The organism is Burkholderia sp. KJ006, from assembly GCF_000262695.1.
Taxonomy (GTDB): domain Bacteria; phylum Pseudomonadota; class Gammaproteobacteria; order Burkholderiales; family Burkholderiaceae; genus Burkholderia; species Burkholderia vietnamiensis.
In genome coordinates this window covers 180436-195377 of the sequence record NC_017922.1, presented here as the reverse complement: position 1 = coordinate 195377, position 14942 = coordinate 180436, and the positions used below count along the sequence as shown (strand labels likewise).

Here is a 14942-nt window from a genome sequence, read left to right as displayed (position 1 = left end):
CGCGAGACGCTCTGGGTCAGTCGGCGGCAGTGAGCATGTAGCCCGCGTTGCGGATGGTCCGCAGCAGCGAGCGGTCGAAGCCCGTGTCGATCTTCTGGCGCAGCTTGCTCACGTGCACGTCGATGACGTTCGTTTGCGGATCGAAATGGTATTCCCAGATGTTTTCGAGCAGCATCGTGCGGGTGACGACCTGCTCCGCGTGGCGCATCAGATATTCGAGCAGCTTGAACTCGCGCGGCTTGAGCAGGATCGCATTGCCGGCGCGCGTCACTTTCCGCGACAGCAGGTCGATGCAGAGATCGCCGACCTTGAGCTTCGTGTCGAAGCCGTTGTCCTGCGAACGCCGCGCGAGCGCTTCGAGCCGCGCGACGACTTCGCCGAACGAAAACGGCTTGACGACGTAATCGTCGCCGCCCGCCTTCAGCCCCCGAATCCGTTCGTCGACTTCGTCGAGTGCGCTGAGGATCAGCACGGGTACCTTGCTGCCCGCCGCGCGCAGCGCCGCGACGATCTTGAGCCCGTCGATACCGCCGGGCAGCATGCGGTCGAGCACGATCGCGTCGTAGGATTCCCCGATCGCGAGCGCCATGCCGTCGCGGCCGTTGTCGGCCCAATCGACGACGTGGCCGGTTTCGAGCAGGCCTTTCTTCAGAAAGCCCGCCACCTGCTGATTGTCTTCGACCAAGAGGATTTTCATTTCTGGATTGGCGGCCCGTCGGTCACGCGTCGTGTGCGACCTGACAGAAAGGTCGCCGACGTGTGCAGGTCGGGCGAAATAGTGCACCGTCGCGCTGACCTTTCATTATCGCCTCGTCGGGACAGATCAAGCGGCCGCCCCGTATTAAATTTTTTTAATCAAGGCGCGCGTGGGGTGCGTGCCGCCGTTTGTCAGCGCGGCTCGGCGGCATCCGGCCGCGCACATTAACAAACGTTAACGGTATCGCAACGCTCCGCCAAGCCGCCGCTTCATAAGATGACGGTGCGAAACTCACGCGCACCGAGCCCCGCCGGCACGTGCAGCCCATTCACACTTTGTCGGACGATGCTTATGAACACGGTGATGGAACAGCCGGCCAGGCCGCAGTATCGAAGCACCCCCGAGCATTCCGTCATCGCGCTGGGGGAATTCGAACTGAACCTCGGCATGCGGGCGCTGTACAAGGCGGGACGCGAAGTGCCGCTCGGCTCGCGCGCGTTCGACATTCTATCGGTGATCGTGCTGGCAGCCGGACGCATCGTGTCCAAGGACGAACTGATGGACGCCGTATGGCCCGGTGTGTTCGTCGAAGAAAACAACATCCACGTGCATCTGAGCGCGGTCCGTAAAGCGCTCGGCGACCATCGTCAACTGATCGACACCATACCGGGGCGCGGCTATCGACTCAAGGTATTCGACGACCCGCCAGCCGAGCCGGCACGCGACGTACCGACCGAGCGGCATGCGCCGCACTTCCGCAATGCGGATGCAATGACCGCGCCGCGGCATCGATTGCCGGGCAGAAGAACGCTGCTCGGGCGCGCCGCGGCGCTCGACGAAATCGAGGGCCAGTTCGCGCGCAGCCGCGTGGTCACGCTGACGGGGCCGGGCGGCGTCGGCAAGACCTGCCTCGCCATCGAACATGCGCACCGCACGATCGCTACCGGCGCGTCGGACGTCGTCTTCATCGACCTCGAGGAAGCGGGATCGCTCGCGGCCGTCGCGCAGATCGAGCCCGCGCCCTCGCCGCCGGCCGGCACCCTGCTCGTACTGGACAATGCGGAGCACATCGTCGACGAGGTGGCGGATGTCGTGGAACGGCTGATCGGCCAATGGCCTGGCTTGCGCGTGCTGCTCACGAGCCGCGAGCGCCTTCGCATCGCGCCCGAGACCGTGTTCCGCGTCGAACCGCTCGCGCTACCGGTAGACGAGTCGTGCCGCGACGGGCTGATGCAGTCGCCTGCCGTCGGGCTGTTCATGGAGCGCGCAAGCCGATGCGGCGTGCGAGTCGACGAGCATCAGCTCAGGCTCGTCGCTGAAATCTGTCGCCGGCTCGACGGGCTGCCTCTCGCGATCGAACTCGCGGCCGAGCGTGCGTCCGTGCTGGGCCTCGAAGGGGTGCGCCAGCGTCTCGAAGAACGCTTTCTGCTGCTCGCAGGGGGTTATCGCACGGCACAGCCGCGACACCGAACCTTGCGCGCCGCATTTGACTGGAGTTTCCAGCGGCTCACGCACAACGAACAGGCCGTCGTTCTCCGCATCGCACGGTTCGACCATGCGTTCACGCTGGATTCCGTGTACTCCGTCGTTTGTGACGACAACGTCGATCGCCCGACCGCGCTCGATTGCATCGCGCAACTGGTCGAAAAGTCGATCCTCGATGTGAGCTTCGTCGGCGTCACGGCGCGCTACCGTCTCTCGGAATCGGCTCGCACGTACGCACTTGCGCTCGGATCGGGTGATGAATCGCGCGATGTCGCGAGGCAGTTCGCCCGCTACCCGCAGTGAGCGACGGATGACCGTCATGACGGTTCAGCGGCAATGTTGACTGGATGCGCGCGTTGCCGATCCGGCGGATCGGGCTGCGCGCACGCGGAGTGGTCACCGGTGTGACCGGGAAAATCGCGTTCGACGAGCGCGGCGACCTGATCAAGCCGCCCTACACGCTGTTCCGCGTCGAACGGGCGCGGTGGCACAGCATTCGCACGGTCGGCCGCGCGTCGAACCGACCGCCGCCGAGCAGCCGGCAGCGGCCTCAGGCAGCAGCACGCGTCACCGCGCCGCCTGCTGCCGCTGCACCTCCTGCGCCTTCATCTGCAGATACGCCGCACGGTCGACTTCGTGCAGCTGCTGCGGATACTGCTCGGTCGCGTCGAACCAGCGCGCGAGACGCTGGTCGAGCGGCTTGTCGAGCGTCGCGAGATATGCGTCGATCGCCAGGTAATAGCGCATCGTGTTGCGCTCCAGCAGCCCGCGCACGCCGCCGACATACTGCGGCTCGCCAGCCGACGCACCGCTCGCCGGCGTGAACCCGACCTTGTCGCTGCCGATTGTCGCGAGATAGGTCTTCATCGCCATCCGGCCGACCGTGCCGAAACCGTACGCGTACGTGAGGTGCAGGAACGTGCGCGACGCGCCCACCGGCACCGCTTCCAGCGCGATCCGGTAATCCTTCGTGCCCATCGGGCCGCTGTCGGCGCTCAGGTCGACCTGAAAGTAATCGGGCGTCGATGCCGCCACGCGATAGCGGAACTGTACGCGATAGGTGTCCGACAGCTTCTGCTCGACCTTGCGCCCGAGGTTCACGTCGAGCACCGGGCCGCCGCTGCCGGCCGATGCATGACAGTACTTCGTGTTCAGGTGCAGGATCAGCACCGCGCACCAGTTCGCCGGGCCCTGCGCCGGATCGCTCAGCTTGCCGTTCACGACGGCGAATGGATAGTCGACGACCGCGTAGATATCGCCCTTCAGCGATGAGGACGCCTCCGACGATTCGAGGTACAGCGGACGATGGAATGCGTTGTGCTTCAACTGCTCGCCGAGGCTGCGGTAGCGCTCGAGCAGCGCGGCCGCGCCGTCCGCACCGAACGACAGCGTGCTCCAGCCCACGCACAGCATCGCGATGCATGCGGCCCACGCACGGCGCACGCGTCGGCGCGCCTGCGGATGTTCGGATGTCTCCATTGATTTGCTCCAGCGGATGGCGCGATGTCGCCGCGCCTGTTTGATGGAATATGCCGCCTGCTATCGACGGCTATCGACCGCGCCTCACCGGCATCGGCAATTGCGCGGCGGTGATCCGGATCAGCGTCGACAGCCATTCGCGGTCGTCCCAGCGCTCGCCCGCGACGACGAGATGCGGCTTCGCCGACGGATACGGCGGCGCCTGCTCACACGCGCCGAGAAACGCATGTCCGTCGGGCGTCGGCTTGACGAACAAGCGATCGTCGCACACCAGCGCGACCATCTTGCCGTCACAGTAGATTCCATATTCGCCGAACATCTTGCGCGCCGACACCGTGCCAGCCAATGCGCTCTGCTCGACGATGAAATCGACGGTTCCCTGATTCGATGCCATCCATCCTCTCCGTTATCGGACACCGGTTCTGACCGTCGGCGGCGCGGTGTCGTTCCCTCCCGTCCCGTCCGGGATGCGCGCATCGCATGCATGCGGCGCGGGCGGTTCGTCGGAGAAGCGGCGATCGCCTGCGTTCACAGTCTCGGAATCGTAGGAAGGAGATCAGCCGCCGCGCGTGGTCGTCGGCGCCAGTTTGACAGAACTGCGTGCGACGGCAAACGCCGAACGGCGGCGGCGAGCGCGCGTGTGCGCCGCCGCCGGGATCGGGCGTCGCGCACGCGCGTCGGGCGACGGCGCTCAGCCCGTGACGGGCGTGCGCCGCACCTCGGTCAGATAGATGAGGATCAGCGACACCCACACGATCCCGTACAGCAACATGAAGCAGGTCGTGCGCACGCGCGCGAAGTCGAGCAGCATGCCGAACAGGATCGGCAGCAGGAACCCGCCGAGCCCGCCCGCGAGCCCGACGATGCCGGTGACGACGCCCATGTTGTCCGGGAAATCGTCGGCGACGTACTTGAAGGTCGACGCCATGCCGAACGCGAACACCGCACCGAGCACGAAGGTCAGCGCGACGAAGCCGGCCACCGGCATCGACAGCTTCAGCGCCGCGGTGCCGTCGATCGTGTGGATCACGAAGTCGGTCGCCGGATACGACAGCAGGAACAGGCTGATCCACGCGACCCACAGCCCCCACCAGGTGACCGCATGCGCGCCGAAGCGGTCGGACAGCGCGCCGCCCAGCGCGCGCAGCACGGAGCCCGGCAGCGAGAAGCCGGCCGCGAACGCGGACGCCATCACGAGCGACATCCCGTATTCGTTCTTCAGGTATTGCGGGATCCACAGCGACAGCGCGGTGAAGCCGCCGAACGCGATCGAGTAGTACTGGCACAGCCGCCACACGCGCGGATCGCGCAGCACCTTGAACGAATCGAGCAACGAGCCGCCGCGCTTGCCCGCGCCCGGATCGGGCGCCGAGGCGAGCCAGAAGATCACCGCGGTGACGAGCAGCGCGATCGCATAGATGCGCGGCACGACGCGCCAGCCGTACGCATTGAGCAGCAGCGGCGTGACGAACAGGTTGACCGCCGCGCCGCTGGTGCCCGCGCCGAACACGCCCATCGCCAGGCCGCGCCGCTGCGGCGGGAAGAAGCGCGCGACGTACGGCGTGCCGACCGCGAACGACGCGCCGACGCAGCCGAGAAACAGCCCGATCACGAGAAACTGCCAGAGCTGCGTCGCGTAGCTGACCACATACACGGGCACCGCGCACACGACGAGCAGCACCGTCATCACGATGCGCCCGCCGAAGCGGTCGGTCCAGGTGCCGAGCGGCAGACGCATCAGCGCGCCGGTCAGCACCGGCGTGGACGTGAGCAACCCGAACTCGGTGCTGTTCAGGCCGAGGTCCGCGCGCAGTTGCACGCCGAGCACGCCGAACATCATCCATACGACGAAACACACCATGAACGCGAGCGTACTGGCGGCCAATACCGACCACGCGCGCAGCGGAATGGTCTGCGCCTGGGCGGGCAGACCGACATTAGCTTGGTGAACGGCCATATGCCGACCTCCGTTTCATTGAACGAGCGGACCGCTCGCGCCGTCGAAGGCGACGCCTTCGATGCGCGCGGCGCCCGCGAGTACGGCCACGTACTGCCGCATCGCGCGCTGACGCACGCATTGCGCGAGGTACTCGGCGATCTGGCCGGCGGCTTCGTCGAACGGCACCGCGGCGCCCGGCACGCGCCGCTTGATGCGCACGATGTGAAAGCCGAAGCGCGTGTTGACGAGCTTCGGCAGTACGCCGAGTGCGTCGCCGTCGAACAGCGCGGCCTCGAACTCCGGCACGGTGTCGCCGCGCAGCAGCTGCCCGAGGTTGCCGCCGACCTGCGCCGACGGGCAGTTCGACGACGCGCGCGCGACCGCTTCGAACGTATCGGGCGCGGCCAGCACGTCGGCGAGCGCGGCCTGCGCGCGCTCGCGCAGCGGCGCGAGCGGCACGCGCTCCGTCACCGCGAACAGCACGTGGCTCGCGTACACGATGTCGCCGCGGCGAAAGCGCGCCGCATGCCGGCTGTAATAGCGCTCGCAGTCGGCGCGATCCGGCTGCGGCACGTGCGTGAGCTCGCGTTCGAGCAGCGCGTCGACGGCCGCGTCGTCGAGCGGTGCACTCGCATCGATCAGCGCGAGCGCGACCGCGCGCTGCCGCAGCAGTTCACGCACGGCCAGCGCATGGCGCGCCGCATCGAGCGGATCGCGCGCATCGCCGTGATGTTCGGCTTCGGCCGCGATGGCGGCGGCGTCGAAGGCGACGCCGTTGATGGCGAGCGGCGCGGTCGCGGCTTCGCAGAGAACGTCGTTCATGCGGGTCTCCTCAGCGCTTGCGCACGAGCTGGTATGGGCGGATCAGGTACGCAACCGAAGCGATCCCGCTCCAGATGTGAACCATCCGCGTGAACGGCGACACGAGGAAAATCGTGAAGCCGAGCAGGATGTGAAGCCGGTACGTGAGCGGCACGCCGACGAGCAGGCTCGCGATGTCCGGGCGGAACGTGACGACGCCCTTTACGTAGTCGGTCAGCTGCTCGAACATCGCGCCGTCCATGTGACGCGTCGACAGCACGACGGTGCCGAGCCCGAGCGCGAGCTGCACCCACAGCATCAGCACGATCACGATGTCGGACGTGCGGCTGTTGCTGCGGATGCGCGCGTCGCCGAGGCGCCGCCAGATCAGGATCGTCAGCCCGACGATCCCCGCGACGCCGGCCGCGCCGCCTGCCACCATCGCGACGAGCTGATGCCCGGACGCCGACATGAACGGCGACACCAGCCAGTGCGGCGCGAGAAACCCGCCGAAGTGCCCGAGCACGACGACGAGCACGCCCCAATGGAACAGGTTGCTGCCGAGCCGCAGCATGCCGTGCCGCAGCAGCTGGGACGAGTCGCTTTTCCACGTGTACTGCTCGCGGTCGAAGCGGATCAGGCTGCCCACCAGCAGCACGGCGAGACAGATGTACGGGTAGATCCCGAACAGGAACTGATGCAAGTAAGCGTTCATGTGTTTCCCCAAGTGTGGGCCCGCGCTCACGCGCTGCGGGCGGGCCGCTTGTCGTGGAACTGGATCGTCTGCTCGGCCGGCGTCGCCGCGCCGACGAAGCGCACGGCTTCGTCCGCATACGACGCGTCGAGCGCGCGGTAGTCGTCCGCACCGGGCGTCACGGCCGCCACGTCGTCGTCCGCGGCGGCCGGCGGCTCGACCGGCGCGAGGCCGGCGAGCGGCAGCAGCGCGCCGACGACGAAGCTGTAATGGCTGCCGCGCCGCGCGAGCTGGCCGGCGAGCGCGGTGAGGATGTCTCCGGTCTCGGCGAGCAGCGTGCGTGCGTCGGGCGCGGGCAGGCGCGACAGGTATTCGAGGAACACGGGCAGATAATCGGGCAGCTCGCCGGGGTTTAGCGTCAGCCCGTGGCGCTCGTACATCTGCAGCAGGTCGACCATCGCCTGCCCGCGGTCGCGCGATTCACCGTGCACGTGCTCGAACAGATGCAGCGACGTCGCGCGGCCGCGGTCGAACAGCGCGACGTAGTTCTCCTGCAGCGTGAGCAGGTCGCGCGCACGCACGTACGCGAAAAACCGCTCGAGGCCGGCGCGCGCGCGCTCCGGCAGCTGCGCCCGCTCGCGCAGGTGGCCGTCGATCGAATCGAGCACGTCGACGAGCGTGTCGTCGGGATAGTCGAGCAGCGCCGCGAACGCCGCATAGGTCGGATCGGGTGCGCCGCTCATCGCGATACCTCGTTGATCGGAATGGTTTTCGCGCCTTTCTTCGGACTGAACAGGCTGCCCTCGGAACGGCCGTCCGAACAGCCGTTGCCGAACGAGAAGCCGCACGAGGCGCGCAGGTCGTACGCATTCTCCGCATACTCGCGGTGCGTGGTCGGAATCACGAAGCGATCCTCGTAGTTCGCGATCGCGAGATAGCGGTACATCTCCTCGACCTGCGCGAGCGACAGCCCGACCTGGTCGAGCACGCCGTGCGCGTCGACGCCGTCGACGTGGCGCGCGCGCATGAACGCGCGCATCGCCAGCAGCCGCTCGAGCGCGAGCTTCACGGGCGCCTCGTCGCCGGCCGTCAGCAGGTTCGCCAGATAGCGCAGCGGAATGCGCAGCGATTCGACGTCGGGCAGGTAGCCGTTCATCCCGAGCTCGCCGCTGTTCGCGGCAGCATTGATGGGCGACAGCGGCGGCACGTACCAGACCATCGGCAGCGTCCGGTATTCCGGATGCAGCGGGAACGCGATCTTCCAGTCGATCGCCATCTTGTAGGCCGGCGAACGGCGCGCGGCGTCGAGCCACGCGGCCGGCACGCCGTCGCGCTCGGCCTGCGCGATCACCGTCGGGTCGTTCGGATCGAGGAACAGCGACAGTTGCGCCTCGTACAGGTCCTGCTCGTTCTCGGCGCTGGCCGCCTCGCTGATCCGGTCGGCGTCGTACAGCAGCACGCCGAGATAGCGGATGCGGCCGACACAGGTTTCCGAGCACACGGTCGGCTGGCCGGCCTCGATGCGCGGATAGCAGAAGATGCACTTCTCCGCCTTGCCGCTCTGCCAGTTGTAGTAGATCTTCTTGTACGGGCATCCGGACACGCACATGCGCCAGCCGCGGCACTTGTCCTGATCGATCAGCACGATGCCGTCCTCCTCGCGCTTGTAGATCGAGCCCGACGGGCACGACGCGACGCACGCCGGGTTCAGGCAGTGTTCGCACAGGCGCGGCAGGTACATCATGAAGGTGTTCTCGAACTGCCCGTAGATCTCCTTCTGGACCGCCTCGAAGTTGTAGTCCTTCGCGCGCTTCTCGAACTCGCCGCCGAGAATCTCCTCCCAGTTCGGCCCCCACTCGATCTTCTCGAGGCGCTGGCCGCTGATCAGCGAGCGCGGCCGCGCCACCGGCATCGCGCGCGTGTGACCGGCCTCCTGCAGATGCCCGTAGTCGAACGTGAACGGCTCGTAGTAGTCGTCGATCTCGGGCAGGTGCGGGTTCGCGAAGATCTGCGCGAGCAGCCGCCACTTGCCACCCTGACGCGGCTCGATCCGGCCGTCGGCGCGGCGCTGCCAGCCGCCGCGCCAGCGGTCCTGGTTCTCCCAGTCCTTCGGATAGCCGATGCCCGGCTTGGTCTCGACGTTGTTGAACCACGCGTATTCCATCCCTTCGCGGCTGGTCCACACGTTCTTGCAGGTCACCGAGCAGGTGTGACACCCGATGCACTTGTCGAGGTTCAGCACCATCGCGATCTGTGCACGTATCTTCATGACGTTTCTCCGGCGCGGACGTTCGGCGTGGCGCCGACGGGTTCTTCCCCGTCGAGCCAGTCGATGTTGTTCATCTTGCGCACGATCAGGAACTCGTCGCGATTCGAGCCGACCGTGCCGTAGTAATTGAAGCCGTACGACAGCTGCGCATAGCCGCCGATCATGTGCGTCGGCTTCAGCGCGATGCGCGTGACCGAGTTGTGGATGCCGCCGCGCGTGCCCGTTATCTCGGAGCCCGGCGTGTTCACGATCTTCTCCTGCGCGTGGTACATCATCACCATCCCCGACGGGATCCGCTGGCTCACGACCGCCCGCGCGCACAACGCGCCGTTCGAGTTGAAGCACTCGATCCAGTCGTTGTCGACCGCGCCGATCGCCTTCGCGTCGTCCTCCGACATCCACACGATCGGGCCGCCGCGCGACAGCGTGAGCATCAGCAGGTTGTCCGTGTAGGTGCTGTGGATGCCCCACTTCTGATGCGGCGTCAGGAAGTTCAGCACGCGCTCGGGGTTGCCGTTCGAGCGCGTGCCGACCATGTGCGCATAGCTGCCCGTGTCGACCGGCGGCTTGTACACGCACAGCGACTCGCCGAACGCGCGCATCCACGCATGGTCCTGATACAGCTGCTGACGGCCGGTCAGCGTGCGCCACGGCACCAGCTCGTGCACGTTCACGTAGCCGGCGTTGTACGACACGTGCTCGGATTCGATCCCGCTCCACGTCGGCGACGAGATGATCTTGCGCGGCTGCGCCTGGATGTCGCGGAAGCGGATCTTCTCGTCCTCGCGCGCGGCGGCCAGATGCGTGTGGTCGATGCCGGTGATGCCGGACAGCGCGCGCCACGCCTTCACCGCGACTTCGCCGTTGGTCTCGGGCGCGAGCGCGAGTATCACCTCGGCCGCGTCGAGCGCGGTGTCGATGCGCGGGCGCCCGCGTGCGGCGCCGTCGACGACCTTGTAGTTCAGCTCGCCGAGCAGCTTCACTTCGTCCCTGGTGTCCCAGCCGATGCCCTTGCCGCCGTTGCCGAGCTTGTCCAGCAGCGGGCCGAGCGACGTGAAGCGCGCGTAGGTGTTCGGGTAGTCGCGCTCGACCGCGATCACGGCCGGCATCGTGCGGCCCGGCACCGGCTCGCATTCGCCGCGCTTCCAGTCCTGCACGTCGAACGGCTGTGCGAGTTCGCCCGGCGTATCGTGCGCGATCGGCGCGAGCACGACGTCGCGCTCGACGCCGAGGTGGCCGTCGCACAGCTCCGAGAAGCGCTTCGCGATGCCCTTGAAGATCTCCCAGTCGCTCTTCGATTCCCACGCGGGATCGACCGCCGCCGACAGCGGATGGATGAACGGGTGCATGTCGGACGTGTTCATGTCGTCCTTCTCGTACCAGGTCGCCGTCGGCAGCACGACGTCGGAATACATGCAGGTGGTCGACATCCGGAAGTCGAGCGTGACGAGCAGGTCGAGCTTGCCGCGCGGCGCGTCGTCGCGCCACTTCACTTCCTCCGGCCGCGCGCCGCCCGTCGCGCCGAGATCCTCGCCCTGCACGCCGTTGGTCGTGCCGAGCAGATGCTTCAGGAAATACTCGTGGCCCTTGCCCGACGAGCCGAGCAGGTTCGAGCGCCAGACGAACAGGTTGCGCGGGAAATTCTCGGGCGCATCCGGGTCTTCGCACGCCATTTGCAGCGTGCCGTTCTGCAACTGCCGCGCGAGCTCGGCGCCCGCGTGCGCGGCATCGCCGAGACTCGCGCCGACCTTGAGCGGATTCACCGCCAGCTGCGGCGCGGACGGCAGCCAGCCCATCCGCTCCGCGCGCACGTTGTAGTCGATCGGCGAGCCGTGGAACTGCGTCTTGTCGGCGAGCGGCGACAGCAGCGTGCTCGGGTCCATCGTGTCGTAGCGCCACTGGTCGGTGTGCGCGTAGAAGAACGACGTCGCGTTCATGTGCCGCGGCGGCCGGGTCCAGTCGAGCGCGAACGCGAGCGCGGTCCAGCCGGTTTGCGGACGCAGCTTCTCCTGCCCGACGTAATGCGACCAGCCGCCGCCCGGCTTGCCGATGCAGCCGCACATGATCAGCATGTTGATGATCGCGCGGTACGACATGTCCATATGGAACCAGTGGTTGATCCCCGCGCCGATGATCACCATCGACTTGCCCTGCGTCTTGTGCGCGTTCTCCGCGAACTGGCGTGCGACCGAGATCACGTCGGCGCGCTTCACGCCGGTGATCGCTTCCTGCCACGCGGGCGTGTACGGAATGTCGTCGTCGTAGCTCGCGGCCACGTCGCGGCCGCCGAGCCCCTGGTCGAGGCCGTAGTTCGCGACGAACAGGTCGTAGACGGTCGCGACCAGCATCTCGCCGTTGCGCGTCGCGACGCGCCGCACGCCGATCCGGCGCGACAGTTCGGAGCCGTGGTGCGTCGAGTTGAAATGAGCGTGAGGCTGGTTGCCGAAGTACGGGAACAGCACGTCGACGACGTCGTCATTCGCCGCCGTGCACGACAGCCGCGGCGCCAGCGCCGCGCCCTTCGACGTCTCGCCGCGCAGGTTCCATTTGCCCTTGTCGGCGTCGGCCTGCTGGCCCCAGCGGAACCCGACCGAGCCGACCGGCACGACGAATTCGCCGTTCGCATCGTCGATCATCACGGTTTTCCAGTCCGGATGCGCGGCCTCGTCGAGCGAATCGTCGAAGTCGGACGCGCGCACGAGGCGCTCGGGCACGTAGCCGTCGCCGTGCGGCACGAGCCGAACGAGCGCCGGCATGTCCGTGAAGCGCTTGCAGTAGTCGATGAAGTAGTCGCTGTTGCCCGCCAGGTGATATTCCTTGAGGATCACGTGCCCCATCGCGAGCGCGAGCGCCGCGTCGGTGCCCTGCTTCGGGTGCAGCCACAGGTCGCCGAACTTCGCGCCTTCCGCGTAATCGGGAAACACCGACACGACCTTGGTGCCGCGATAGCGCGCCTCGACGAGGAAGTGCGCGTCGGGCGTGCGGGTCTGCGGGACGTTGGAGCCCCACATCATGATGAAGGTCGAGTTGTACCAGTCGGCCGATTCCGGCACGTCGGTCTGCTCGCCCCAGGTCTGCGGCGACGCCGGCGGCAGGTCGCAATACCAGTCGTAGAAGCTCAGGCACACGCCGCCGATCAGCGACAGATAGCGCGAGCCCGCCGCATACGACACCATCGACATCGCCGGGATCGGCGAGAAGCCGACCACGCGATCGGGGCCGTGCCGCTCGACCGTGTAGACGTTTGCGGCCGCAACGATCTCGTTGACTTCGTCCCAGCTCGCGCGCACGAAGCCGCCGAGGCCGCGCCGGCTCTGGTACGCGCGCCGGGACGCGTCGTCCTCGACGATCGAGCGCCATGCGTCGACGGGCGCCAGCGTGCGGCGGCGCTCGCGCCACAGCTTCACCAGCGCGCTGCGCACCATCGGATGCTTGAGGCGGTTGGCGCTATACAGATACCAGGAATACGAAGCACCGCGCGAGCAGCCGCGCGGCTCGTGGTTCGGCATGTCCGGGCGGGTGCGCGGGTAGTCGGTCTGCTGGGTTTCCCAGGTGACGATCCCGCCTTTCACGTAGACCTTCCACGAGCACGAGCCCGTGCAGTTCACGCCATGCGTCGAACGGACGATCTTGTCGTGCTGCCAGCGCAGCCGATAGCCGTCTTCCCATTTTCGGTCCTCGTCCGTGACGGCGCCGTGCCCGTTGGAAAAGCCTGGCCGGGCGGTGGAGAAATAACGCAATCTATCCAGGAAATGGCTCATGGGGATCTCGTTTTTCCGGTCTTTTGGCAGACTCAGATTGTTGAAAGGGGTGGAATGCCGGCCGCAAAAAGATGCATCTGATCGACGCGTTTTGTCCGGGTCGGGCAGATTGTCTGGTAGAAGGACATATCACGGCTTGATACAAATCAGAGGGATCGTTCGCCGGCGTGCAACGGTGGAAATGGGGGAAGATCGGTGGGGAAGGAGTGCTGAGGGTTGGCGGAGGAGTACTGACGGCTGATGGGGGTGGCCGGGCTCGGCTGGCTTCCGCTGGCTCGGTTGCCTGCCGCTGTTCTTCGCTGGCCGCGGTGACCGCCGCTAGCCGCCGCTGTTCGTGGCTCCCGCGCTGACCGCCGCCGCTCGCCGCTGCCAGCGCTGTCCACGGTCGCCCGCCGTCGCTCGTCGCTGCCTGTGTTGTCCGCTGCAACCGGCCGCTGCTTGTCGCGGCCTGCGCTATCTGCCGCTGGTCGTCGTCCCAGCCGGCCGGCCACGGCCACAAGCGTCAGCCCGCACTCCCGAACGGTTGCCGGGGCGAAATACGAAGTTGGCGGGATTGGATTGCGTGATGTGGACTGGCGCACTCACCATCAGAGAGCGAGCGACGCGCCGCAGTGCAAGGAGTGCGACGGATTTAGGCTGCGCGTTCAATTGCGCCTTGGCCTATGAAAAGCGTGCTTGAACCCGACCGTGCGTGGCCTTGCCGCACCATGCGGTGACGAAGGTACCGTGCAGGCCGCGCGGACCGCCGCATCAGCCGGGCAGAAAAGGCGGGCATACAGGAGAAGCGACGACGACGCAGTGCGGATCGCACCGTAGCGCCGCGATGTGCGGCACGTCGCGGCGAGCGCGCAGCGCTCGAGCGGAATATGCAGACGGAATAGACAAAACCCGACGCGGCGGACACACCGGTCGGGTCGCACGGCGCTAACGCGCCGGATGGAACGGGCGGAAAGTCTCCGCGGGCCGGCCCAACGGAGGCCGCCGCCACCGATGCTGCGGCAGGACGCGCGCGAAGCGCGGCGCGTCAGCTTTCGCCCTTCGGCCCCGGGTTCAGCATCACGACGAAGCACGCCACGCCGACGATCAGCGCGGCCGCGCCGCCGCGCAGCGCGACCGTCTCGTCGAACAGCAGCCCGGTCACGACGGCCATCATGCCGGCCAGCGATACGAACACGGCGATCGCTGCAACCACGATGCGGGACTGGCGACGTATCATCGCGACCCCCGCGCCGTTATGCTGCGGCGGCCGCCGACACGTCGGCGTCGTCGCCGCGAATCAGCAGCACCGGGCAGTTCGAGCCGCGCAGGAAGCGCTCGGCGACGCTGCCGAGCAGCATGCGCCGGAAGCCGCGGCGGCCATGCGTGCCGACCACCGCCAGCTCGATGCCGTGTTCCTTCACGTAACGCTGCAGGCGTTCCGCGACGTCCTCGCCGATGCTTTCCGTCTCGACGAGCTCGCCTTCGCCCTGCGCACCGGCCGCCGCGACCGTCTGTTCGGCTTCGCGCAGCACGCGGGTGCCCTCGGTGCGGATTTCCTCGATGAGCGCATTCGGATCGAAGCGCCCCGCATACGTAAACAGCACCGACTTGTCGACCACGTAGACGATGCTGACGTTCCCGCCGCCCGCCTTCGCCATCTTCAATGCCTCCGCAAGCGCCTGTTTCGACGAAGCGCTGCCGTCCACGGCCACCATGATCTTCTTGTACATGCGTTCCTCGCTGGGGTGAGTTGCCGCGCAACGTCGCGCGGCCGTGTCACCATCATCAGCGCGCGTGCGGCTGCGGGCTTGACGACGATCAAGCTCCGCGAAAATCCC

Annotated in this window: 12 protein-coding genes and 1 pseudogene; 2 read left to right on the top strand and 11 right to left on the bottom strand. The window is 67.2% G+C overall.

Features of this window, described 5'->3' with window-relative positions; all coding sequences use genetic code 11:
- Positions 1-16 precede the first annotated feature (16 nt).
- On the bottom strand, positions 17-697 hold the full coding sequence (locus MYA_RS24960; protein ID WP_034195618.1) for a response regulator transcription factor: 681 nt from the start codon (positions 695-697) through the stop codon (positions 17-19).
- 363 nt (positions 698-1060) lie between these two features.
- Here MYA_RS24960 and MYA_RS24955 point away from each other — a divergent pair, with 363 nt between their 5' ends.
- Positions 1061-2485 (top strand): ATP-binding protein, encoded by a 1425-nt coding sequence (locus MYA_RS24955; protein WP_238539620.1) that lies wholly within the window; start codon positions 1061-1063, stop codon positions 2483-2485.
- 92 nt (positions 2486-2577) lie between these two features.
- A pseudogene (locus MYA_RS32300) lies at positions 2578-2691 on the top strand (branched-chain amino acid ABC transporter substrate-binding protein); the annotation flags it as partial.
- 58 nt (positions 2692-2749) lie between these two features.
- Here MYA_RS32300 and MYA_RS24950 read toward each other — a convergent pair.
- From MYA_RS24950 to MYA_RS24905, 10 genes are all read right to left on the bottom strand, one after another.
- Entirely contained in the window at positions 2750-3661 is a 912-nt protein-coding gene (locus MYA_RS24950; RefSeq protein ID WP_014725624.1) for a hypothetical protein, read from the bottom strand.
- Between the two features lie 70 nt (positions 3662-3731).
- Positions 3732-4055 carry a TfoX/Sxy family protein gene (locus MYA_RS24945; protein ID WP_014725623.1) on the bottom strand — a complete coding sequence of 108 codons (324 nt, stop codon included), beginning with the start codon at positions 4053-4055 and terminating at the stop codon, positions 3732-3734.
- Positions 4056-4352: 297 nt separating this feature from the next.
- Positions 4353-5618 (bottom strand): MFS transporter, encoded by a 1266-nt coding sequence (locus MYA_RS24940; protein WP_014725622.1) that lies wholly within the window; start codon positions 5616-5618, stop codon positions 4353-4355.
- Positions 5619-5633: 15 nt separating this feature from the next.
- Positions 5634-6422, bottom strand: coding sequence for a peptidylprolyl isomerase (locus tag MYA_RS24935; RefSeq protein ID WP_014725621.1), 789 nt, complete (start codon positions 6420-6422; stop codon positions 5634-5636).
- Between the two features lie 10 nt (positions 6423-6432).
- A complete protein-coding gene (gene narI / locus MYA_RS24930) occupies positions 6433-7116 on the bottom strand; it encodes a respiratory nitrate reductase subunit gamma (protein WP_014725620.1) in 684 nt (227 codons plus the stop codon).
- Between the two features lie 26 nt (positions 7117-7142).
- The gene (gene narJ, locus MYA_RS24925) at positions 7143-7838 is read right to left on the bottom strand and encodes a nitrate reductase molybdenum cofactor assembly chaperone (RefSeq protein ID WP_014725619.1); all 696 of its coding nucleotides are present in this window, start codon (positions 7836-7838) and stop codon (positions 7143-7145) included.
- Entirely contained in the window at positions 7835-9364 is a 1530-nt protein-coding gene (gene narH / locus MYA_RS24920; RefSeq protein ID WP_014725618.1) for a nitrate reductase subunit beta, read from the bottom strand. The genes narJ and narH overlap by 4 nt, the downstream gene beginning before the upstream one ends.
- Positions 9361-13125, bottom strand: coding sequence for a nitrate reductase subunit alpha (locus MYA_RS24915; protein ID WP_014725617.1), 3765 nt, complete (start codon positions 13123-13125; stop codon positions 9361-9363). The genes narH and MYA_RS24915 overlap by 4 nt, the downstream gene beginning before the upstream one ends.
- 1024 nt (positions 13126-14149) lie before the next feature.
- Positions 14150-14341, bottom strand: coding sequence for a DUF2964 family protein (locus MYA_RS24910; RefSeq protein WP_011879803.1), 192 nt, complete (start codon positions 14339-14341; stop codon positions 14150-14152).
- 16 nt (positions 14342-14357) lie between these two features.
- Positions 14358-14834, bottom strand: coding sequence for a universal stress protein (locus tag MYA_RS24905; RefSeq protein WP_014725615.1), 477 nt, complete (start codon positions 14832-14834; stop codon positions 14358-14360).
- Between the last annotated feature and the right edge of the window lie 108 nt (positions 14835-14942).